A 21,809-nucleotide genomic window follows, 5' to 3' on the forward strand; every position below is an offset into this window, starting at 1 on the left:
CTGCTCGGCCGCCGGTCGCCGCATAAAATGGCACTCGTGAACAGCAACACCAATAGCCATGTCGACGACTCCCCCCTGCGCGTGCCACGCTGGATCGTTCGATCGATGATCGAGCATGCCAAGCGAGAGGTTCCTCGGGAATGTTGCGGCCTCCTGGGCGGGACCAGGCGACTAGTGTGCTCGATCTATCCGCTCGTCAACGAAGCGGAGGACGACCGACGCTATCTCGCGGCCCACGGCTTGTTTGCCCCGATGAAACAGATCCGCGAGAAAGGCGAACAGCTCCTGGGGATTTATCACTCGCATCCCTCCACCGAGGCGATTCCGAGCCGAGTCGACATGGCCCGGAACAACTATCGCCGCGTGCCGCAGTTCATCGTCTCGTTGGCCTCGCCCGAACCGGTCGTCCGCGCGTATCTGGTTGGCGAGGAAAAATTCGCGGAGGTCGCTTGGGAGATCATTCACGTCGAGGGCGAGACAGCCGCGACGGCGGAAGTCGCCTCGGGAGAAGATGGAATCGGGGAGAGGAACGGGGCCGGCAAGCCGATCGATGCGGGGTTGGCGTATGTCGTCAGTCGTTGGCCCGAGCTATCCCGCGGTACCCAAGAGGAGATCGTTCGCATCGTGACCGGCGAGCGTCTGTCAGGCGACTAACGGATGAAAAGCAAAGTGCCCCGCGAAGGACCAAGTCCGTCCGCGGAGCACCAAGGGAAGGGATGGAGGTTCGCTCCAAGAGCACGCGTTAGCGCGGCAACTGTAAGAGCGTGTCGATCAAGTCCTGCGACGTTGCGATGACCCGACCGTTGGCGGCGAAACCGGTGGACGCGGTGATCAGATCGACAAAGCTCTCGGAAATTTCCACATTCGACAGTTCCAGGAAGCCGCTGAGGATCGACCCGACGCTCTCCCCCGGCGTCGTGATAAAGGGCAGCCCACTGTTGGGGCCCGATCGCAGGAGATTGCCCTCGATCTGCACCAGGCCGGCCGGATTGGCGAAGCGAGCTAGGGCGACTTGGCCAAGCGGGCGACTGACGCCATTGTCAAACGCCCCGACGATCGTGCCGTCGGCCTGGATGCCGAAGTCGATGAGCACGCCCGTCGGCGATCCGTCTTGGCTCACCACCGCGAGCCGACTCTGATCCACCGCCAACGCGGCGATCTGATCGACATTGACGTTGAATTGGAGGGGATTGGCCGCCCCCGTCAACTGTCGGTAGACCGTCAGGTCGGTGCCCGTGACACTGTCGAGTTGACCGCGCGAGTCGAAACGGAGCACCGCCGAACCAAGCCCCCGATCGAACGGCGACGCGACCCCCGCGGGGAGGTTGTTGGGGTCGAGGCTTTGATCGGGCGACGAGAAGACGATGCGGAACTCGCTGAACTCGGTCCCCAAGCTCTGCAAGTAAACCGCCGCGGTCACTTCGACCGGATTGCCGAGCGAGTCGAAGACGGCGAACGTCGTCTGGGAACTCTCGCCGGTCGCTTGGGCGACGGTAGTTGGGAAGCTCAAATCGAGTCGTCCGGTCACGGTTGGGTCGCTGACCGGCCGCACTTCGAAGTCGGTCGCCGAGATCGTGAAGTCGTTGACGGTACCCAGGTTGCCGATCACTTGGATCGTTCCCGCCGGCACGACATCTCCCGAAGGAGGAATGGTGTCGCCTTCGAAATAGACGCCCGGGTCGCGGAAGTCGTCCGGGACCGGACCGCCCGCCGACACCGTCGTCGTGCTGTCGTAGAGCGCGGTCGAATCGAGCGAGGTGTCGATGCCGAGCGAATCGGCGAGGAAGTCGGTCAGCGTGCTCAGGGAGTCGGTCGGGTTGAGTGTGATCGTCGCCGGTTCGAGAAAGCTTGCCCCTCGTCGCGGCGTGTAGGTCAGCTCGACCGGACCACTGAAGTTTCCACCACCGAGTCCGTCGTCAATCAGCGATGGTCCGCCGCCGGCGAGCGTGATCGAATCGAGTTGTGTCGCCGCGGTCGCGGCGCTGAGGGCCACACTTTGCAGCCGGGTGCCGTTGGTCGAAAGATCGCCATCGGGATTGAGCGTTCCGTCCATGAACGCTTCGGTCGTCGCTTCGGCGACTTGCAGCGAACCGAGCGGAATCTCGATGTCGGTCAGGACCGTCTGCTGGATCTCGAACTCTTCGTCGATGCCGAAGCCTTGGACCTTGAGTCCTTCGCTCGTCACCAGTTCCGAGTTGGCGTTGACCGCGAAACCGCCATCTCGGGTGAAGAGCTGTTCTTGGTCGTTGCCGGAGACGACGAAGTAGCCGATGCCCTGAATGTAGAGATCGCTGGGAAGCCCCGTTTGCGTCGGAGCGCCCGGTTGGGTGTCGACGTTGACCCCTCCCAGACGGGCCCCTTGCCCAAACTGGGTCGGGTTGCTTCCGAGGCCGTTAACCGGGGAGGACCCGAAGTTGGATGTGCTCAGGAAGTTGTTGACGAACTGTACGCGGAACCGCTTGTACGCGGTCGTCGTCGTGTTCGCGAGGTTGTTGCCGATAACGTCGATGGCCGATTCGTTGACACTCAAGCCGGAGATGGCTGTGCTTAGTGCCGGTCCGATGCCCATGGTGTGAAACTCCTGAAGATACCGATCAAGGTGTTGTCGCGACCGGTTGCTTCACCGCCCGCTCGCTTGAGTGTGTTCAGACCAAAAGATCCGTTTCCAAGTCGTCCCCCGCTTCCGCATCGTCCGATTCCGCGACCGGATCACTGACGCCGGTGACGGACGAGAGTGGCACGCGCTGGTCGCCGAAACTGACGAAGACTTCGCCGTCCTCAACTTCAGCGCGATCGACGATGCCGGAGACCTCGACGCCTCCGACCTCCGCGGTGATTTCCTTGCCGATCAGGTTGCTCGCGGACCCAAGTCCCTGGGAAAGGCTCAAGTTCCCGAGCGTCTCGACCAGCGATTGCGTGGCGTTGACCTCGTTGATCGCTTGCACCTGATTGAGGATTTGCTCATTGTCCATCGGCTCGAGCGGATCTTGATTGGACAGTTCCGCGATGAGGATCTGCATGAAATCCTCGGTCTTGAGCGAACCGAAATCGTTCCCCCGGCTTACTTCCGTCGAGGAAGTGGAGGCGGAGGGCGTGTTCAAAATATCGTTCACGTTCATGACGACTCTCTTCCGTTTTGCGAACCGTCGATTGTCTTCTCACCCTGTCGGCGTTGACGCCGATGACTCGTGTTCCGTCGAACGCGGGAGATCGCTTTGCAGTCTCCCTACCCTTTCTCACTGGCCGGCAAGCAGCCAGTGGCACCCGGTCGCTTGGGTCTGGGATGGCACTAGATCGTTCGATCCATGCCGGTCGCGAGCGAAAGCAAGTCGCCGATACTGACCGCGCGGGATCGGTTCGGGGACGACTCTTCGATCGCTTCTTCCGCGACCTCCTCGTGGTCTCTCTTTCCCTGCTCCCCCTGCTGTGGGGGTTGATCGTGATTTTCCCGACCGTCGTGAAGCGGGTGCTCGTCGGCCGCGCTCTCCGGCGGCGGGGGGACGTGCTCCACGTTCACTTTCTGGAGCGTCAACCCTTGATCGGTCATGTGGCGATCCAACGTCGCCAGGTGTTCGGTCAACAGCGTACGGATGGCGGCCGAGTGCGTTTCGATCCGAGCGTGCAACTGGCCACCCTCATTGATCACTTGCAGCCGCAGTTTTCCTAGAGCCGGAGGATGCAGATCGACCTCGATCTTCTTGGGCGACTGCAAGTTGGCTCGCTGAAGCGCCTCGCTGATTCGTTGAACGAACTCGGCGCGGTCGGTCTTGGCGAGCGCCGACGCGTTTCGGTCCTCGACTGTCGATCCTTCGGCTTGGGCTGCCGTTTCCGACCGGATCAGTTCCTCCAACGCGACTGGCGGCGTCTGCTTGGCGAGGAGTCGTTCGATGTCCTTGAGCGGAACCGCGATCGGCCGAATCGCCCCCCCGAGGTCGACGCCCGGAGCCGATCCCGGCGCGAGCGGTTGCGGGATCTCGACCACGGACGGTCGCGCCTCGGCCTTGAGAGCGAGTCCTTCTGATCCCTCGTCCACCAAATCCTCCGCTGACGCGAGGACCACAGTGCTCGACAGGTCGGTGGTCGGCTTGGTCGCCGGTGAAGCCTGCTCGACGTTGGCCGCCACTTCCGGGATCAACGGAGCGACTTGATCGCTGCGTGCGAGCAACTTGCCCGCGACATCTTCGGGAAGATCGACGACCGGTTCCTCGAACTTCGTGGGGCGCGTCAATGGACGCGCCGAGTCGCGACGAACCGAGGCCAAGACCTTGTCGACCACTTGCTTGGGAGCGACCCGCCTAAGAAGCTCCATATCCGGATGGGCCGCGATCGCGCTGGCCGTTCCGATCGGCTCTTGCGTGGGAGACCTCTCCACGACAGCGCTCGGTTGGTCGCTCTCGAGGGCCCTCTCTCCGATCGTCTCGGGATCGTTCTTCACCGTTTGTTCATGAACCAGCCGCGCGAGATCCGACGACGCTGACGGCTTCGGACTCGATTCCGTCGGCTCCTGGCCGCTCACGGAATCTTCCTTCACGGTGGGAAGATCTTCCTCGAGCGATGGCAGAGGATCGTCAAACTCGTCGACCGCTTCCGGAAACTCCACGTCGTCGCTCAGCAGGGAAAGCGAAGCCAGTAACTCGTCGGGAGAGACTTTCAGGGACGCGGAGAGGGTTTCGGGCTGGGCATCAAGAAGCGCCAAGTCGCCCAGCATGCTTTCGGCCTTCGAGGGATCAACGCCGAGCATTTCGAGGAGGCCCTCGATTTCCTGGACTTCGGAAGGGACCGTCATCAGCGATTGGGACATCGTGGTCGCGAGGGCCGCATGCTGGGGCATCCCCGCCTCGGCCGCGGCCCGGAACGCCGCGAGGAAAGCCTCGCCGAGCGCGTTGTCCCCCGCCTGAGGAGCATCGATCGTCTCGAGCGACTTCTTCAGGAAGGGAATCGCGGTTAGAAGAGGAAGCTGTTTCATCCGGTCAACGTACCACCGCGCCCAAGGGGTGAGTGAATTCGACTGGTCCCGCGTATCCCGTGAGCGTCAGCCTTACGGCGTCGCCCTTGCTTTGTCTTGGAGGTTATTAAGTTCGGAGACCTCCGGCTGTCCTTCTCCGATTTCAGTGAGCCAGCGATTGAGTTTCCCGATGTCATCCTCGGTCTTGAACTCCCGAAACGCCTTCGCGGCGATCGCGGGATCGAGAAGCTTGATGTACTCAATGGGCTGCTGAGGATCCTGCAAGTCGACAAGGAAGTCCCTCACTTGGTTGGGTCGCATCACCTCCAAACGAGCGATCAACTCCGTCTGCCCCTTCTCGACAAGCTCCTCTTTCTTCGTCTCGACGTTCGCCTCGAGATCCTTCCTCAGTTTCCCGAGCAGTTGAATCTTCTGATCGAGTTCGGACTGTCTGATGTCGAGCGTCTTGGCGAGCGTTTGTAGCTCTTGCTCCTGTCGCTGCCGCTGCCGACGGGCCAGCGTTAGCTCTTGAAGCTCCGACTCGAAATCGGGTGGTGCATCGGGCTCCTCCTCCTTCGGCTCACTTTCAGCATCAACGGAGTCAACCGGAGCAGCCTGCGAAGATTTCCCAGTCCTAATCGCTTGCCACAGTAACCCTAGCTCGTGTTTCGGGAGTCTGCCGATGGCTAACAGAAAAATCACGAGAAACGCGAGTTGCAACAGAATGAAGGTCGAAATGTTCCCAATCCAACGCATCATGACCCGTCCCTCGAGGCTCTAGCAAACCGTTGAAGATTTGATGATGATTCGACGGCGCACCGCGGAATACGCGATGCCAAGTGGTATTCGGATGCGAGTAGAAGCCGTCTGTCGCGATCGACACGTGGGCCGGTGGTGAGAAGTCGCCCCTACCCCTCCGAGTAGTGTCGGCGTTGCTCGGACTGAAGGGCGAGCTCGTCGAGGAGCTGTTGATCCTCGCGACTGACGTCGGCGTCATATCGCTGCCGGGCCTTCTCGCCAAGTTTCTCGAGCACTTTGACGTCCTTCTCGGCGTCGAGCACGCGGGCGCGTCGGAAGTCGACGAGACGTCGGACCTGCTCGAGGTGGCTTTCGAGTTGCCGTTTCGCGTTGCGGAGGGAACCGTCGTAGAGGTGTGACTGAATCACATGATCAATGGAGATGGTCCCCTGACCAAGGTAGTCCCGCAGCGAGTCTTTCTCGCCGGTCCGGTCGGAATCGAGACGGCTGATCTCGGCTTCGATCTTCTGTTGATGCTCAATCACTTCGGCCAATTCCACCTGACGCTCTTGGAGCGTCCGCTCCCGGAGTCGTTGGACGCGAGCTAGGCGGAACTGAAACCGTTTCACGAGTGGAGCCCCTCAACCGAAGCGACCATGTAGCCAAGTATAGGACAATGGCATTCGCAAGAGGGCAAGCCGAGTTTCGGAACATGAAGGCATGTTCCGGTCGAAAGATGGCGAACGGATCGACGCAAACCACTCAGGGAGAAGTGGTCCACAGAGACCATCGCGGAAGGACTCGCCTTCATCACTTCTGATTGAGACGCTCGTTCTCGGCGGCACGCTGGGCGTTGAGCTCGTTCAACAGCGGAAAGCTCGGGCCCTTGGGGAAGTACTGCACGTCGTCCCAAAGCATGAACGGAGATGGGAGAACTTGGCCGACTTGGTATGTTTGGCATCCCACCGTCGACACGAGAGGAGTCGCCAGTACCAGCCCAAGGATCGTGTTCCGGATCAACTTCTTCATTTCCTCTTCCTTCGATCTCCGGGTCAGGATCTCCAGTGGGTCCAACACCCTCGGTTCAAGACCGATGCGGTTGTCGGCGTTCCTTGATGACATCGTCCGTGAGAGCGTCGCTCCTAAAGCCGAAAGCGCCAAAACCCCGAGAAACCACGCTTTCGCCCCGACCGACGAAATCACTTTTAACCCCAAAGAACGACTCACCTTTGTCATCGGCCAAACGGGGCCTTCAACACGACTTTTCCGAGCGAGGTCGCCGGTCTCGGCCGAGCGCGACCGCGTCGCCCACTGACGAACCTCCTCCGAGCGGACGTGGCTCGCTCCGCCGGGGAGGAAGCTCGATCGACATTCCCCTGCCGAGGACAACGCCCTATGATGTCTAGATGATCACACGCCTCGCGAGCGGGGGCACTCGTCTCCGACCGTCACTGACGATGACGATGGACGTGCCCCAGGGATGGCAACGTCGCTCCCTCGAGAAGGGAGCAAGCGAGGGTCACTTTGGGATCAGCGGAAAGATGGTAGCGTGAGCACGACCGAAGAATCGATTGATCTCGAGCAAGCCAACGAAGAACTACTTTCGCTCTCGTCCGAAGACCGGATTCGCTGGGCGATCGACCAGTTCGGCCTCCAGGCCGTGCTGCTCTCGAGCATGCAGAAGACCGCCTCGGCGATGATGCATCTCTTCCATCGGCTCAACCTCGAGAACGAGATCCTCTTTGTCGATACCGGCTTTCACTTTCACGAAACGCTTCAGGTCCGCGACGAGTTCATGCGCCGCTACCACCTGAACGTGATGACCCTCTATCCGAAGAAGACGCCGGAAGACCAAGAGCGACTCTACGGCCGCAAACTTTACCTATTCGTCGACGGCCAGCCCGAATGCTGCCGCCTGCGAAAGGAGGTCCCTTTCATCGACCACGTCAAGCAAAAGGGGCATCGCTTGGTGATGCTCGGCTTGCGTCAAGGCGAAGGGGGCAAGCGAAAGAACGTCCAACCGATCTCGGTCGACCCGCGATTCGACGGCTACGTGATGTATCCGATCCTCGATTGGACGACCGAACGCCTCGAGTCCTATTTGGCCGAGCACGACGTTCCGATCCACCCGCTCCACGCGGAGAACTATCCGAGCATCGGCTGCGCGCCATGCACGACGCCGGTCGCACCGGGCGAAGACCCGCGCGCGGGCCGTTGGCGCCATCTCCGCGAAGCCGAGGGCGAGGGTCCCAAGTACTGCGGGATTAACTTCGTCGACGGTTCGGGGATTTGATCCGCGAAAATAACGTGTTGCGCGAAGCGTCATGCGGAAGGAAAAGATGGGTGGGGACGGTCCCTCGTCCCCATGGAGTGCCTTTCGGCTCCTCGTCCCTGAGTCTCATCAATGACTGAAGTGAGCCGGCCGCCCTCGCCGCCCGTGGCGACGTAGAGGGCCGGTTCGATTAGGCTCGCCCGAGCTCCCGCTCGAACGTTTCGATGGCGTCACGAACTTTCCACGTCCGTTCCCCCAGCACGATCTCCTCATCCTGAGCGATCATCTTGGTGACTTTGCGTTCCGCCGCGATGACACTCGAATGATTCAGGCCGCCGATCGCCTTGCCGATCTCGCTGTAGGTCGCTTGCGTGTACTTTCGTGCGAGGTACAAGAGCAGCATCCGCGGATGGGAGACCGCCCGGCTTCGCGACCGCTGGGAAATCAACTTGGGATTCAACGAGAACATATCGCAGGCCTTGCCGCGAATGTCCCCGACCCGAAGGACCGGAACTTGGTGCCGAAGAATCTCGACCAGGGCACCACGCGCGGTTTCGAGATCGAGCGATGCTTCCATCGTCTCGCAGTAGTGCTCGAGATAGTTCAGGGCTCCCTCGAGTTCGCAGACATTCGAGCGAATGTTCTCCGCGAGGAAACCAATGACATCCTCTCGCAAGTCCATGAGGCGCTGCGCCGCCTTCTCCCTTAGGATCTGGCGCCGCATCTCCTGGTTGGGCGGGTCGAGCCGCGCCACCATCCCGGCGACAAACCGAGACCGCAACTCCTCGGCGATCTTTCCCAATCGCCGGGGATGGACGTCGCAACCGAGGACGACCTTGCCACCCCGTGCCTCCAAGGAGTTGAGCGTGTGGAGGAACTCCTCTTGGATTCCTCGCTTGCCCACCAGGAACTGCACATCGTCGACGATGAGCACATCGAGCTGGCGCACCTTCCGTCGGAAGACGGCGAGCTTGTTGGAGCGCATCGCCTCGACGAACTGATTGGTAAACTCCTCGCACGAAAGGGCGAGTACCTTAAGGTTCGCATGTTGCCCCCGTAGAGCTTCCTCGACGGCTCGGAGCAAATGCGTCTTTCCCAATCCGATCCCGCCATGGATCAGGAGTGGACTATAGCTCTCTCGCGGATTCTCAATGAGCGCCGAACTCGCCGCGTGGGCGACCCGGTTGGGCGTACCGACAACGAACCGAGACAGCGCGTAGCGGGAGGGTCGTCCCGGTCGCTTGGCCGGAAGGGCCTTGGCCGGTCGTTTCGCCTTGGGGGCGACCGGCTGCTCTTTGCGACTGCGCTGAAAGAGGGTCGGATCAATACGGAACCGAATCGGCAGCGGCGAACCGACAACGCGGCGCGCGGCCTCACGAATCTCGTCCTGAAAGTGGCTCTCGAGCCACTCGCGAAAGAAACGATTCGGAACGCCTATCTCCAAAGCGTCCCGGTCGATCACCAGGTTGGTATTCCCGGAAAACCACAAATCGAAGCGCTGCGAGCCGATCGCCTCCTTGATCTCCAGCTCGACGTTCGTCAGGTCTACAGACGAAACAGCGGTCACGGAACCCCCCCGTTCCTTCCTAGGCGGTCCTTCGAAGGAAACGAACCAAATTTTCGATCGTTAAGCAACACAAATTGGCTCGGCCATGCGAGCATTGAGGCGCTGGGTCATTTGCTAGGTGGGTCCAATCCTAGTGCCACCGGGAGCGTTGTCAAAACAGAAAACCCAAACTCGACGTGAGAGCCTCGGAGCCGACCCGGCGCAGTCTCTCGAAGTCCCTGAATGTGAAGTCATTATGAATAGTCGCTTCAAATCCGGTGAACCCAAAAGGGCCTTCTCCAATCGTGTATAAACTGTCGAAACGCTCCAGACGCCGTGGCGGACGGAGATCACGTCCCCTCCATTAACCTTTCACATCCCCGAGGTTAGGAAGAACTCGCCGTCGCTTCGAAATTGCGCGAACGACCTCCACCAAGCTGCCCATCGCTGACACCCCAATGTCACATCGGGGCACGCGCATCTTTTCGATCGAGTTTTCACGGGTCCTCTCGCCTCCTGCGTCCAAAACGCCATTTGGCCCTGGCCGAGCGCGAGCCTCCGTCGTAGCATAATCCGCTGGGGTGTCCCCCATCTTCGGACCTGTTCACGTTGAATCTCAATCGCGCGGGAGAGCCAAGCGCATGGGTAGTCGTCGTCGAGGAAATGGTCGTCGCAAAATCGGTCGCAAGAAGCGGCGGATGCGTAGCCAAATTCGGCACCGCAAGGATCGCTAGCTCTTTCTGGTGAGCCCTTCCGTTGTCGTTGTCCCACACCTTCGATTTGATCGATTCGGCAATCATCGACCCGAGTCTCTAAAGGGAGTTCGCGAAGCGAACGAACTCCCGTCAATCGGTGGGACAGCTTCCCTCATCCTCAGCATAGCCGGTAGTCTTTCCCACGCTCTCGACCTGTTTGTTTGGTCGGTCCCGTGAGCCTGGTTGACCCTGCGCACTGTTTCTCCGCAACGGGTGGACCTTCTCCACTTTCGCCAATCCGCGATGCCAAAACCCCAAAACCGCGACCAGCTCGTTACTGATCCGAGTCGGCGATCGTTCTCTCCCTCTCTTTCCCAAACCACAGGGGAGATGCGATTCGCTTGAACGGAAGATATCGCAGCGAAATCGACAACAGCAAGATCGCTCCGCCGACAATCGTCGATCGACTGGGTGCCTCGCCGGCCGTCACGTACGTCAGCCAGGTGTTCAGGACCGGCTCGATGAGGGTGATCAGTCCCGCTTCTTGAGGCGAAATGGTTCGTAGCCCCATCCCGAAGACGAGGTACGGGATACCGAGTTGCGCGATTCCGAAGAGACATAGAAACCCGAACTCAGCCCCCCCTATCCCCCAACCGGCAAAGTCGCCGCCCACGACCCAAAAGACCACCACCAACACCATCCCCGCCGCGAGGTTGTTCATCGCCACCAGCCAAGCGGTGTCGTGAGAGCTCAATCCGCGAAGGAAAAGCGCGACCGAACCGTAGAAGAAGCCACTGGTCAGCCCCATCATCAAACCAACACCATGCGACGCCAGCTCCGACGCATGCCCGATCAGAATCACCAGAATCCCGATCATGCCCGCCGTGAGACACCAGAGACTGCGACGATCGGCGCGTTCTCCGAGAAGCAGAACGCTCCCTAGAAACATCCAAAGGGGGGCGGTGTATTGCAGAAAAATCACGTTCGCGGCCGTCGTTCGCTGAACGGCCCCAATAAAGAGGTAATTCATGATCATATAACACAGCATCATCGGCAGCATCAGCCAACTCCACGTCAGCCGGACCCGCGCCATCGCCACCCACGCGGCCATGAAGCTACCCGCGACCAGAGCGCGGATCGCGGCCATCGCGACATCGGGCACGTCGATGTTCTTCACGAATGACCCACTGGTCGACCAGAGGATCGCCGCCGTCAACACAAGAAGTCGACCACGAGCACTAGGAGAAATGGGCAACAGAGGAAACCTTTCACGAAACTTCGACTCAAGTCCCGCGGAACTCAGAGCACAGGCACCATAGAAAAGAAAGCCCGACTAGGTAATCCAGGCACACGGTAACAGCGTTTGCAATCTTTTCATTCGCTGACGCTGTCAGCGAGTTTTCCACATCCGTGACCTCACGATCGGGCCCTCTCCCGACCGCAACTTGTCATCGGGACTCGTGCTTACCAAGCATAGATAGGATGGGGCGCGAGAGACGCGTTCTCCAAATCATCCAGGAACTAGCGGAAACTCTATGATCATCGATTTGCGGCAGGGAGAGCAGCCGCTTCGCATCAGCGTGCCGGAAGAGAAACTCTTCGGCCACTTTCAAGGTCCATCGCAAACCAACGGCGACCTCTCGGAGAAGGTCCGTAAGGCGCTCGAGGAACCAATCAGCCTTCCGCCGGTCAACCGAGCCGTGACACCGAGCGATCACGTCGCGTTGATCGTCGCGAGTGACCTGCCCCAGCCCCGCGAGCTGGTCGGCCCGATCATCGACTCGTTGGTCGCCGCGGGGATCGAGCGGCCGAAAATCGCCATCGTCCACGAACCCCCGGAGAAGGCGACGTCCACGCGCCTCGTCGAGGAGCTACGTGGCGCTTTTGCCGAACTGAGCTTCATCGAACACGACCCGACAGATGATGACGCCCACGCGTACGTGGCCAGCACCGAGGAAGGCCGACGGATCTATCTCAACCGAACCGTCGCCGAAGCCGACTTCATGCTCGTCATCTCACGAACCGGTTTCGATCCACTCACGGGCACGATGGGGACATCGTCGCAACTCTTTCCGAGACTTTCCAACGCCGAGACGATCGCCCGAGCGCGGATGCTCGCCGCACAGATGAGGCGATCGGAGATGCGCCTTCGCAAACGGCAGGAATCGGAGGAAGTCGCTTGGCTCGCGGGTCTGCTCTACGCCCTCCAGGTCGACACCGACTCCTCGGGGAAAATCTCCCACGTTTGGTTTGGCGAGTATCATGAGGTCCAGAAGTGTGCCGACCAAGCGACCTTCGACCATTGGATGATCGATCCGCCCGAGGCGACGTCCGACCTTGTCATCGCGACCACCTCGACGCCCGGCGCCGACTGGCTGGCGGCCAGCACCGCGCTGGAGACGGCAAGTCATGTCGCCTCGCGGGATGCGATCGTCCTCTTGATCACCGATCTCGATCAGCCCATCGGGCAAACGGGGGCATGGTTGCTCGACAACGAGAACCCCATGGACGCCATTGGCCGTGTCCGCCAACAAGACCTCGGCCAGGTCAGCGCCGATTCTCTTTCGACCGTCCAAACCGCCACCGCTCTCACCTCGGCGCGGCTCTACTTGATGTCCTCGCTCGACGAGGATCTGGTCGAATCGCTCGGCATGGTTCACGTGAGCAACGAACGAGAGGTCAATCGCTTGATCGAGCGTTCCCGGAGCTGCTACGTCATTGAGAACGCCGACCGAGCCCGGGTTACGCTGGGAAATTGATTCTCCCAACTGTCGACTCACATGCCATCGGCGATCACCGGGGGTTCGGCGACAAGCTTCAGTACTGCCAAGAGGTTGGAAACAACCTCGGCTTCCCTTCCCTCGGGAGCGGCTCGGCTGATCGCGACCTTGTTCGCGGCGAGCGTTTGGCGTACGCGATCGACGACACGGCCGAATTCGATCCGTAACGACTCCATCTCGGAAGCCAAGAGTCCACGAGAGATATTGACGGGACGGTCATCAATTCTCTCTCGGCGTAACTCGGTAAGCTGTCTCCCTTTCTCGGCGCGGTAGGAGAGCCCATGGCGATGAACCCGGCGCAGCTCTCCCCGAGCGTTGAATCCCAGCATATAGTCCTGGCCGAGGTAGATCGAAACCCCACCTCGACCGGTGATTCCGGCGAGACAAACCGGGTCGGCAGGGAGACTGCCTTGGTTGGTTGGGGGGGCTGGGATCCGGAATTCGACACGTTGGGAAAGGCCCCGAGCCTCGCGAAAAAGATCGTCGCGGTCCGCTTGCTGACGCGCCACGGGACGCTCCTTTCCAATCTTTGACCTTTGAAGCCGAATGACATTGCGTGATAATGGGGCACGCGGCAAAACCTCACGAGCCGGACGATCATCATGGTGAACAGCAAGTCGATCAGATGCGTAAAAGCAGATGACGGGACAACTCCGCGACAAGCCGCGACCGATGAAGGGCTCATGGAGTCCTATGTCGGTGGCGACGAGTCCTGTTTAACGGAGCTCATTCAACGCTACGAGAGCGAGCTGTTTCGCTATCTGCACCGGATGTTGGGAGAGCCGAATCTCGCCGAGGATGTCTTTCAGAATACCTTCTTGCAGGTCCATCTGAAGCGGCATCTTTATGAACCGGGACGGCCCTTTCGCCCATGGCTCTACACCATCGCGACGCACCAAGCCATCGACTTGATTCGTCGCAACAAACGCCACCGGCGCCCAAGTCTGGATCAGGAATTCGAGCGACAGGGTCGTGACGCGGAGAATTCGATGCTCCAGGGGTTGCCCGACGAAGCGCCGGAGCCGGAAGCTCGAGCGTTGCGTCGCGAACGGCGCCACTTGGTCAGGAAAGCGGTCGACCGACTCTCCTCGCACCTGCGGCAGGTGGTCGTGCTGGCTTACTATCAAGGCTTGAAGTACAAGGAAGTCTCGGACATTCTCGGCATTCCGGTTGGGACCGTGAAATCGCGACTTCATACCGCGATCTCGCGACTCGGCACGGAATGGACCAACATGGGACTGGATCGTGACACGTGAGTCCGACGACCTTGATCTAATCGGCTACCTACTCAACAGCCTCGAACCCGACGAAGAGCAAGCGATCGAAGAACAACTCGAGCGCGACCCCGCCCTTCGCGAGCGTCTCGAGGAAGTTCGTGCCCTCATCGCTCCCCTTTCCGAGGATGATCTCGGCGTCGACGTCCCCTCCGGCCTGGGAGAGCGTACGCTCGAACGGATCGGCGATCACCGACTGGGCACAATGACGGAGGCATCCGACGCCAGTTCCGGTCCCCGTTTCCTCGACGTCCTGATCGCCGCCAGCGTCCTCGCTTGTCTCTCGACCCTCGCCCTCCCCGCGATCGGGGAACTTCGCCGGGAACACGCGCGACTTTTTTGCGCCAACAAGCTGCGTCAACTCGGCACCGCCTTTGGTGTCTACGCCGACCAGGAATCCGAACGGCTTCCCTTCATCGCGACCGGCGGCCCGTTCAACAACGCGGGATGTTTCGCGGTCCAACTCAAGGAGCGTCACCTACTTTCGAGCGATGCCGTCCTCCTGTGCCCCTCGGCCAACAACGGCGTCGTTCACGTTCCGACGTTCAACGAGTTTCTCGAAGCGACCGATCGGCTCGCCTACGTCGATCATCTGCGGCGACAGATGGGAGGGTCCTACGGCTACTCGCTCGGCCACATGAATCGCGGCCATCACGCCGGGGCACCGCTGCGTCAGAGTGCCCGTCCCGTCCTTAGCGATCGGCCGCCGCGAACCGGCGATCCGCTCTTCGTCAACAGTCCCAATCACGAAGACGCCGGCCAGAACGTCCTCTTCGCTAACGGCTGCGTTCGCTGGTTGCCGAGCCGAACCTACGGCTGTGACGAGGATCTCTTCGTCAACGATACCGATCTAATCGCCTCGGGCGTCAACTCCGACGACACCGTCATCGGCACCAGTGAGTCGACCCCCTTCCCCCCCGACGACTTCTAGGCTTCATCTCAAAAGTAGGTCGTCGGCCCGAGACACAGCCAATCGGTGCGGGTCGAGGAGGGCGAAGCAGGCGAATCGGCTGGATTCCTCAATGCAGTCCGACAAAGTCCCGTGCCGATGCAGCGAGTCGAAGCCAGAGCCGAGTCTTGAGACGGAGCCTAGTGGTTCATCTATCCTAGGATTTCGGGTTGGTTGATTGCTTCTGTTCGAGGAAACTTGCTGCTTCCTGGAAAGCACGGAGGTTTCCCAATGAACAAGAAGTACATCGTTCGCCTCACGGAAGAGGAACGCGCAACTTGTCACGCGGTCATCAAGAAGCTCAAAGGCTCCTCCCAGAAGGTTCGACGGGCACAAATGCTCTTGAAGACAGACGCCAACGGTCCGGCGTGGACGGATGAGAGAATTGCCGAGGCTTTTGGTTGTCGTGTCCAGACCGTTGAGAATCTACGCAAACGCCTAGTCACCGAGAGTTTTGCGTTGGCATTGGATGGAATGAGACGCGAGAAGCCACCGACTCCGCCGAAGCTCGACGGGCAGGCCGAAGCAAGACTAATCGCCATGCGTCTGGGAGAGCCGCCCAAGGGATACGGCAAGTGGACGCTGCAACTGCTTGCCGATCAATTGGTTAAACTAGAGGTAGTGGAATCCATTTGTCCCGAGACCGTTCGCAAGACGCTAAAAAAAATCGCATGACCAAGCGTATGATCGACTATTGGGTGATCCCCCCCGAGAACGACGCTGAGTTCGTCGCTTGCATGGAGGAAGTCCTCGAAACCTATGAAAGACCCTACGATGCAGACCATCCGGTCATTTGCATGGACGAGCAACCGGTCCAGCTGATCAAAGAAACAAGGCAGCCGATTGAAGCTGCCAAGGACCATCCCAAGCGAGTCGATTACGAGTATGAACGAAACGGAACGGCGAGCATCTTCATGTTCAGCGAGCCGCTTTCAGGTTTTCGCCAAGCGACGGCCAGGTCGCAACGCACCAAGGTTGATTGGGCGCAAGAGGTCGCGCAACTGCTCGACACTCGCTACGCCGATTGCCAGCAAGTGACGCTGGTTCTCGACAACCTAAACACCCACACCAAGGGAGCGTTCTACGAGTTGTTTGAGCCTGCCGTGGCACGTGCCTATGTCAAGCGAATCACGTTCGTCTACACTCCGAAGCATGGGAGCTGGCTAAACGTCGCCGAATGCGAACTGAGCGCGATGACACGACAGTGTCTGACCGGTCGACGCGTCGGCGAACTCGACGAATTACGAGACGAAATCGGGGCTTGGTCCGATCAGACCAACCAGAAGCAGCGCGGCGTCGACTGGCAACTACAAATCGACGAAGCACGCACCAAACTGGCCCGACTCTACCCAAAAATTAAGAATGGATGATGCACTAGCAGCCCGTTGATCTATTCGCCGCGGGCTGTGAACGGCCCTTTTGAACAATCTCCGCGTCGACGAAACTCGACGAATCTACGGATTCGCCTGCGTTTCTTCTCCTTGATCTTGGTCAACATCGCTCATTCTCGCCTTGGCCCGCTTCAATCAACGGACAGCGAGTCCCTCGGCGTCTTCAACGTCCAGAGCGAACACCCGGCTCGCCAAGTCGGCACGGGCGCGCAATTCGCGACTACTCGTGGAAGATGGCCTCCCAAAGCGTTACCATCGGTGCCGAACTGATCGAGAACCGATCACGTTTCGCGAGTGCCGCGCTCTTCCACACGAAAGATTGAGGACACCATGAGATGGTTTGTCGCTTCCCTGGTTGTTGGGCTCCTTGGAACGGGAGTCGCTCTCGCCGACGACTTCACGCCGATCTTCAACGGCAAGTCGCTGGAGGGTTGGAAGGGGGATCCGAAGATCTGGCGCGTCGATGACGGTGTCATCGTCGGCGAGACCAAGGACGTTCAACCGCTTCCCTACAACAAGTTCCTCATCTATGAGGGATCGCGTCCGAAAAACTTCGAGTTGCGGCTGAAAGCCAAACTCACGGGGAAGAACAACTCCGGGATTCAGTACCGCGCGACGCCGTTGACCGACGTCGGGGACGATGTCGTCAAGGGCTACCAGATGGACATGCACCCCAACCCGAACTACCTCGGCATGCTCTACGACGAGCGAGGCCGGGGCATCGTCGCCCAACACGGCCAAAAGGTCGTCATCGCCAAGGACGGCAAGCGCTGGCTCGCTGGTTCGACGGGCCCCGTGCAAGAGGTCGATCCGAGCGAGTGGAACGAGTACACGATCATCGCGAATGGGAATCGACTCATTCACAAGATCAACGGGAAGACATCCGCCGAGATCATCGATCACCAGGAGGCCGAACGCGAACTCGAGGGGGTGATCGCCTTTCAAGTCCACCGCGGCCCGGTGATGACGATCGAGATCAAGGACGTCGAGCTCAAGGAGCTACCCGACGGCGGACTGGTCTCCCCTGACGAAACTCCTGTTCCCGAAGGTGCCAAGCGACTGAAGTAAGCATTCAGGCCACGCGTCCCCGACTGACCAACAGCGAGCACGGAGGTTATTTTGACGATGAAGAACGTGGCGAGATCGGCGCTGGCGCTATTGATCACGATGTTGGGAACCTTCCCACTGATAGCGGACGACTCCGAGACAAACCGTTTCACGACGATGCCCCCGAAAGAGATCCGTGACTTCGAGATCGAGGTGATGGAGAAGATCGCCGACCTCGCCCTCATCCCGCCAGAGCCCAACACCTCCCCGCTGCCGAAGTACGACTACGACCAGCTCGACTACGGCATGACGATCGGGATCGCGCGAACGCCCGGCGGCCGACTCTGGGCCTGTTGGGTCGCCGGCGGCGATAGCCCGGCCGCGTACTTTGTCCTCGCCACGAGCGACGACAACGGCGAGACCTGGTCAAAACCCCGACTCGTGCTCGACTCCCACTCGAAGAAACTGCCGCGTCCACGAAGCATTCTCGTGGGGAACCTCTGGACCGACCCCGAAGGTCGGCTGTGGCTCTTCTTCGATCAGTCGATGGACATGTTTGATGGCCGCGCGGGCGTCTGGGCCACCGTCTGCTCCAATCCCGACAGCGACACGCCGACATGGTCCCGACCACGGCGTCTTTGGCATGGCGTGACCCTCAACAAGCCAACCATCTTGTCCTCGGGCGAGTGGATGTTGCCGATCTCGCTCGACCAGCGCGGCGGCTTCGGCCCCTTCAAAGGTTGCTTCTCGAAACTCGATCCGCACCGTGGAGCGAATGTCTTCGTCTCCGGTGACAAGGGCGATACCTGGCAGCGCCGGGGCAAGGCGACCTTTCCCAACCCCGACTGGCACGAGCACATGGTCGTTGAGCGAAACGATGGATCGCTCTGGATGCTCGCCCGAACTCGAAAGGGGATCATGGAAAGCACCTCGACCGATGGAGGTCAATCGTGGACGACGCCCGTCGCGTCGAGGATCAAGCATCCCAACGCCCGCTTTCACATCCGACGGCTGCGGTCGGGACGTCTGCTACTCATCAAGCACGGCGACAAGATCGACTCGCACCAGGGCCGCGTCAAGCTCAGCGCGTGGTTGTCCGACGACGACGGCAAATCGTGGAAGGGTGGACTCGTGCTCGACGAGCGAAAAGGGATCAGCTATCCCGATGGTTTTCAGGCGGAAGATGGGACGATTTACATCTCCTATGACCGCAATCGCGCCACCGATGGCGAGATCCTACTCGCTCGCTTCACCGAGGATGATGTCCTCGCGGGCAAACTCGTCGCTCCCAACTCGAAACGGAAGCTGCTCATCAGTCGCCCCCTCGCCAAACGATCGAAGTAGCCACGCGAACAAGCGGCGATTGTTTCAACGACACGCTAGACGAGGGCGGGATCCTTGAGTCCCGCTTCCGCGAAACCCTTGGCGCGCAGTTGGCAGGAGTCGCAAGCGCCGCACGGCATGTGGTCGCTTCCCGGATCGTAGCAACTGAGCGTCGCTCCGTAGTCGACCCCCAACGAGTGACCGCGGCGGATGATCTCCGCTTTGGTCAACCTGACCAGCGGCGTGTGGATCGTGACCGGACAGGTGCCCTCGACGGCAGCCTTGGTCGCGAGATTGGCCATCCGCTCGAACGCCTCGACGTACTCGGGTCGACAGTCGGGATAGCCGCTGTAGTCGACCGCGTTGACGCCGATGAAGATGTCGCCGGTCCCCAGTACCTCGGACCACGCTAGCGCGTAGGAGAGAAAGATCGTGTTCCGCGCGGGGACGTACGTCAGCGGGATGCCGCCCGACATCTCCTCGTCGCTGCGCCCCTTTGGAACGGCTAAGTCGTCCGTCAGCGAGGAACCGCCAAACGCCCCCAAGTCGATGTCCACGACTCGGTGCTCCTCAACTCCCGCGTTCCTGGCGACCCGCTGGGCCGAGGCGATCTCGATCGCGTGGCGTTGACCGTAGCGAAAGCTGAGCGCGAAGGGACGAAAGCCTTGTTCTTGGGCAATCGCGAGCGCCGTTGCCGAATCCAATCCGCCACTGAGCAGGACGACCGCCTTCTTTTGCTGTTCGCTCATCGGGAGAACCTCGGGTCAACGGCGCGTAGCGCGACTCCCTTACGCTCCGCCGTGCGACCAAACGAACAGTTCGCGTCGCGTGGGCGTCGCAAGGGACAACGGCCAATATTGTACGAGTTGTCGATGGGGGAGAGTTCACGCGACGAGAACGAAGAGACCCATCGCGACGACCGCCCAGCCGAAAAAGGTGCGCAGCAGTTGTTCGGAGAAGCGCTTGTTGATGAGCGTGGCGCCCAACACACCGAGCACGGCGGCGACTGCGAACGGCCAAGTCAGCGACCAGTCGATCGCTTCGATCCGCGAGTGCGCGATGACACCAACCAGGCAGTTGAGGCAGATCACCGCCAGCGACGTCCCGACGGCTTGCTCCATTCGTAGTCCACCAATCAGGACCAAGGCCGGGACGAGCAGAAACCCTCCTCCCACTCCGAGGAAGCCGGTCAGCAGTCCGACGCCTCCCCCGATAAGCAAATACGCCAAGGGAGAGATAGTTTGGGCTTGGGGAACTGCCTTGCGCGAGCCGATCATGCGAAGCCCGACACAGAGCATGAGGATGCCGAAGACCATCATGATGATGCGCGGAGGGACGAGTTGGGTCAGTTGAGCGCCGAGGTAGGTGCCGACCATTCCCGCGGCGGCGACCCACAGGACGGTCTCGCCGCGCACGCGACGTTGGCAAACGGCGTTGATCAGTCCGACCAGGGCCGCGGTGCCGACGACGACCAACGACATCGCGACGGCCGAGTGAGGAGTGACCCCCGCGACATGCACGAGCAGAGGCAGCGTCAGGACGCCGCCGCCGCTGCCCATGATCCCCAAGAGGAGACCGATGAGACTCGCGAGAAGGATGGCCAAGAGACCGCCGGTGAGCATCATCAACTCCGCCGAATCACGCGAGCTCGACGACAGGTTCCGAAACGACGCTCGAAACACCGGTCGCCGCGGCGAGGCACTCGATCACATCATCGACCTCCTCCGCGGTGTTGAAGTAGCCAATGCTGAACCGGAGAGTTCCCTCGCCGGGTAGCGTCCCAATCGACTCGTGGGCGAGCGGGGCGCAGTGATAGCCGGCCCGCGTCGCAATATCGTGCTCCGAGGCGAGCCAGTCGGCGAGCTCGCGCGGGGCGTGCCCCTCGACGGTGATTGACACCACCGAGGTTCGGGCCTCCGCCTCTTGGGGACCGTGAATCGTGACCCCCGGCATGTCGCGGAGTCCGTCGAGCAATCGTCCCGTCAGTCCGGTCTCGTGCTGGCGAATGCGGTCGATTCCCGTTTCCTGGATCCACTTAACTCCTTCGGCGAGCCCGGCGATGGAGGGGAAGTTGAGGGTGCCGACCTCAAAGTTGGCCGGATAGCGACCCGACATCGCGTGCTTGCCCGAGTCCTTGCCCGTGCCCCCTTCGACCAAGGTGCGAAGCTGGAGTTCCGGCCGGACATAGAGCCCCCCCACTCCCATCGGCCCCATGAGGGACTTGTGGCCCGCGAACGCGACCATGTCCGCCCCGAGTTTGGCCACGTCGACGGGAAGGACACCCGCGACTTGCGAAGCATCGATCAACGAAGTGACGCCGTGCTCTCTCGCGATCTGCGCCACCGCGCCGTAGGGGAGAAGCTCGCCAGTGACGTTGCTCGCACAGGTGCACGCGACCAAGCGGCAGCGATGATGGCGGAGTGTCTCTTCAATGAAGTCGAGGTCGACCGGCTTTCCGGGAGCGTAGGGAACGACGACGAAGCGAATCCCACGTTCCTCAGCCATCTTTCGGATCGGCCGAGAGACCGCATGATGCTCGAGTCCGGTCAAAAGAGCCACATCACCCCGTTTCCAGGGGAGCCCCTGGATGGCGAGATTGAGTGAGTAGGTGCAACCAGGCGTCAGGACGAGTCGACTCGCATCGGGAATCCCGAGGAACGAGGCGACGCGTTGCCGGGCGATCTCGACGTCGAAGGCGCCTCGACGACTCTCCCGGGAGGTCGATCTCCCCGGGCTCTCGACCGATCGCATGACCTTGGAGACGACGTCGTAGACCGATTCAGGTTTGGGCCAAGTCGTGGCCGCGTTGTTGAAGTAGATCATGAAGGGCTCCCGAGGGCCGGCCAGTC

At 60.6% G+C, this 21,809-nt stretch carries 21 protein-coding genes; 9 read left to right on the top strand and 12 right to left on the bottom strand.

All coding sequences use genetic code 11. From position 1 onward, the window contains the following. Positions 1-36 precede the first annotated feature (36 nt). On the top strand, positions 37-654 hold the full coding sequence (locus Pan216_RS16410; protein WP_419192613.1) for a M67 family metallopeptidase: 618 nt from the start codon (positions 37-39) through the stop codon (positions 652-654). A gap of 88 nt (positions 655-742) precedes the next feature. On the opposite strand, the gene Pan216_RS16415 is transcribed toward Pan216_RS16410, so the two are convergent. The 6 genes from Pan216_RS16415 to Pan216_RS16440 form a co-directional block, all read right to left on the bottom strand. Further along, a complete protein-coding gene (locus Pan216_RS16415; protein WP_145259438.1) occupies positions 743-2,569 on the bottom strand; it encodes a flagellar hook-basal body complex protein in 1,827 nt (608 codons plus the stop codon). Positions 2,570-2,645: 76 nt separating this feature from the next. Further along, on the bottom strand, positions 2,646-3,119 hold the full coding sequence (locus tag Pan216_RS16420; RefSeq protein WP_145259441.1) for a flagellar hook assembly protein FlgD: 474 nt from the start codon (positions 3,117-3,119) through the stop codon (positions 2,646-2,648). 170 nt (positions 3,120-3,289) lie between these two features. Then, positions 3,290-4,966 (bottom strand): flagellar hook-length control protein FliK, encoded by a 1,677-nt coding sequence (locus Pan216_RS16425; RefSeq protein WP_145259443.1) that lies wholly within the window; start codon positions 4,964-4,966, stop codon positions 3,290-3,292. A gap of 72 nt (positions 4,967-5,038) precedes the next feature. Continuing rightward, positions 5,039-5,704 carry a hypothetical protein gene (locus Pan216_RS16430; RefSeq protein ID WP_145259445.1) on the bottom strand — a complete coding sequence of 222 codons (666 nt, stop codon included), beginning with the start codon at positions 5,702-5,704 and terminating at the stop codon, positions 5,039-5,041. Positions 5,705-5,853: 149 nt separating this feature from the next. Then, on the bottom strand, positions 5,854-6,312 hold the full coding sequence (gene fliJ / locus Pan216_RS16435) for a flagellar export protein FliJ (RefSeq protein WP_145259447.1): 459 nt from the start codon (positions 6,310-6,312) through the stop codon (positions 5,854-5,856). 181 nt (positions 6,313-6,493) lie between these two features. Next, positions 6,494-6,712, bottom strand: a complete 219-nt coding sequence (locus Pan216_RS16440) for a hypothetical protein (RefSeq protein WP_145259449.1) — start codon at positions 6,710-6,712, stop codon at positions 6,494-6,496. Between the two features lie 520 nt (positions 6,713-7,232). Here Pan216_RS16440 and Pan216_RS16445 point away from each other — a divergent pair. Beyond that, positions 7,233-7,976 (top strand): phosphoadenylyl-sulfate reductase, encoded by a 744-nt coding sequence (locus tag Pan216_RS16445; RefSeq protein WP_419192614.1) that lies wholly within the window; start codon positions 7,233-7,235, stop codon positions 7,974-7,976. Positions 7,977-8,145: 169 nt separating this feature from the next. On the opposite strand, the gene dnaA is transcribed toward Pan216_RS16445, so the two are convergent. Further along, a complete protein-coding gene (gene dnaA, locus Pan216_RS16450) occupies positions 8,146-9,522 on the bottom strand; it encodes a chromosomal replication initiator protein DnaA (protein WP_419192615.1) in 1,377 nt (458 codons plus the stop codon). 1,008 nt (positions 9,523-10,530) lie between these two features. Next, positions 10,531-11,451, bottom strand: a complete 921-nt coding sequence (locus tag Pan216_RS16455) for a DMT family transporter (RefSeq protein WP_145259455.1) — start codon at positions 11,449-11,451, stop codon at positions 10,531-10,533. A 280-nt stretch (positions 11,452-11,731) separates the two neighbouring features. On the opposite strand from Pan216_RS16455, the gene Pan216_RS16460 reads away from it, so the two are divergent. Beyond that, on the top strand, positions 11,732-12,955 hold the full coding sequence (locus tag Pan216_RS16460; protein WP_145259457.1) for a lactate racemase domain-containing protein: 1,224 nt from the start codon (positions 11,732-11,734) through the stop codon (positions 12,953-12,955). Between the two features lie 17 nt (positions 12,956-12,972). On the opposite strand, the gene Pan216_RS16465 is transcribed toward Pan216_RS16460, so the two are convergent. After that, positions 12,973-13,485 carry a hypothetical protein gene (locus tag Pan216_RS16465; protein ID WP_145259459.1) on the bottom strand — a complete coding sequence of 171 codons (513 nt, stop codon included), beginning with the start codon at positions 13,483-13,485 and terminating at the stop codon, positions 12,973-12,975. Between the two features lie 174 nt (positions 13,486-13,659). Here Pan216_RS16465 and Pan216_RS16470 point away from each other — a divergent pair, with 174 nt between their 5' ends. From Pan216_RS16470 to Pan216_RS16495, 6 genes are all read left to right on the top strand, one after another. Further along, positions 13,660-14,232 (top strand): RNA polymerase sigma factor, encoded by a 573-nt coding sequence (locus Pan216_RS16470; RefSeq protein ID WP_419192616.1) that lies wholly within the window; start codon positions 13,660-13,662, stop codon positions 14,230-14,232. Further along, positions 14,222-15,181, top strand: a complete 960-nt coding sequence (locus Pan216_RS16475) for a hypothetical protein (RefSeq protein ID WP_145259463.1) — start codon at positions 14,222-14,224, stop codon at positions 15,179-15,181. The genes Pan216_RS16470 and Pan216_RS16475 overlap by 11 nt, the downstream gene beginning before the upstream one ends. A gap of 249 nt (positions 15,182-15,430) precedes the next feature. After that, complete coding sequence (locus tag Pan216_RS16480; RefSeq protein ID WP_145254025.1) at positions 15,431-15,874, top strand: helix-turn-helix domain-containing protein; 444 nt, start codon at positions 15,431-15,433, stop codon at positions 15,872-15,874. After that, on the top strand, positions 15,871-16,569 hold the full coding sequence (locus tag Pan216_RS16485; protein WP_145254028.1) for an IS630 family transposase: 699 nt from the start codon (positions 15,871-15,873) through the stop codon (positions 16,567-16,569). The genes Pan216_RS16480 and Pan216_RS16485 overlap by 4 nt, the downstream gene beginning before the upstream one ends. Before the next feature lie 351 nt (positions 16,570-16,920). Then, positions 16,921-17,658 carry a 3-keto-disaccharide hydrolase gene (locus Pan216_RS16490; RefSeq protein ID WP_145259465.1) on the top strand — a complete coding sequence of 246 codons (738 nt, stop codon included), beginning with the start codon at positions 16,921-16,923 and terminating at the stop codon, positions 17,656-17,658. A 66-nt stretch (positions 17,659-17,724) separates the two neighbouring features. Then, positions 17,725-18,981: a sialidase family protein gene (locus Pan216_RS16495; protein WP_419192617.1), complete on the top strand. Its 1,257-nt coding sequence runs from the start codon at positions 17,725-17,727 to the stop codon at positions 18,979-18,981. A 35-nt stretch (positions 18,982-19,016) separates the two neighbouring features. Here Pan216_RS16495 and queC read toward each other — a convergent pair whose 3' ends face one another. The 3 genes from queC to Pan216_RS16510 all read right to left on the bottom strand — a co-directional run bounded on the left by queC (position 19,017) and on the right by Pan216_RS16510 (position 21,783). Then, positions 19,017-19,709: a 7-cyano-7-deazaguanine synthase QueC gene (queC, locus tag Pan216_RS16500; RefSeq protein WP_145259469.1), complete on the bottom strand. Its 693-nt coding sequence runs from the start codon at positions 19,707-19,709 to the stop codon at positions 19,017-19,019. Positions 19,710-19,844: 135 nt separating this feature from the next. Beyond that, positions 19,845-20,585: a sulfite exporter TauE/SafE family protein gene (locus Pan216_RS16505; protein ID WP_145259470.1), complete on the bottom strand. Its 741-nt coding sequence runs from the start codon at positions 20,583-20,585 to the stop codon at positions 19,845-19,847. Between the two features lie 13 nt (positions 20,586-20,598). Continuing rightward, entirely contained in the window at positions 20,599-21,783 is a 1,185-nt protein-coding gene (locus tag Pan216_RS16510; RefSeq protein ID WP_145259472.1) for an aminotransferase class V-fold PLP-dependent enzyme, read from the bottom strand. Positions 21,784-21,809: the final 26 nt, after the last annotated feature.

Origin of the sequence: Kolteria novifilia (genome assembly GCA_007748055.1) — a bacterium.
GTDB lineage: Bacteria > Planctomycetota > Planctomycetia > Kolteriales > Kolteriaceae > Kolteria > Kolteria novifilia.

What these genes read in the sequence shown, in the direction of transcription:
- Pan216_RS16510 (WP_145259472.1), bottom strand. Translation starts at nt 21,783, where the DNA reads ATGATCTACTTCAACAACGCGGCCACGACTTGGCCCAAACCTGAATCG.
- Pan216_RS16470 (WP_419192616.1), top strand. Translation starts at nt 13,660, where the DNA reads ATGGAGTCCTATGTCGGTGGCGACGAGTCCTGTTTAACGGAGCTCATT.
- Pan216_RS16415 (WP_145259438.1), bottom strand. Translation starts at nt 2,569, where the DNA reads ATGGGCATCGGACCGGCACTAAGCACAGCCATCTCCGGCTTGAGTGTC.
- Pan216_RS16490 (WP_145259465.1), top strand. Translation starts at nt 16,921, where the DNA reads ATGAGATGGTTTGTCGCTTCCCTGGTTGTTGGGCTCCTTGGAACGGGA.
- queC (WP_145259469.1), bottom strand. Translation starts at nt 19,709, where the DNA reads ATGAGCGAACAGCAAAAGAAGGCGGTCGTCCTGCTCAGTGGCGGATTG.
- Pan216_RS16480 (WP_145254025.1), top strand. Translation starts at nt 15,431, where the DNA reads ATGAACAAGAAGTACATCGTTCGCCTCACGGAAGAGGAACGCGCAACT.
- Pan216_RS16460 (WP_145259457.1), top strand. Translation starts at nt 11,732, where the DNA reads ATGATCATCGATTTGCGGCAGGGAGAGCAGCCGCTTCGCATCAGCGTG.
- Pan216_RS16440 (WP_145259449.1), bottom strand. Translation starts at nt 6,712, where the DNA reads ATGAAGAAGTTGATCCGGAACACGATCCTTGGGCTGGTACTGGCGACT.
- Pan216_RS16430 (WP_145259445.1), bottom strand. Translation starts at nt 5,704, where the DNA reads ATGATGCGTTGGATTGGGAACATTTCGACCTTCATTCTGTTGCAACTC.
- Pan216_RS16485 (WP_145254028.1), top strand. Translation starts at nt 15,871, where the DNA reads ATGACCAAGCGTATGATCGACTATTGGGTGATCCCCCCCGAGAACGAC.
- Pan216_RS16420 (WP_145259441.1), bottom strand. Translation starts at nt 3,119, where the DNA reads ATGAACGTGAACGATATTTTGAACACGCCCTCCGCCTCCACTTCCTCG.
- Pan216_RS16505 (WP_145259470.1), bottom strand. Translation starts at nt 20,585, where the DNA reads ATGATGCTCACCGGCGGTCTCTTGGCCATCCTTCTCGCGAGTCTCATC.
- Pan216_RS16425 (WP_145259443.1), bottom strand. Translation starts at nt 4,966, where the DNA reads ATGAAACAGCTTCCTCTTCTAACCGCGATTCCCTTCCTGAAGAAGTCG.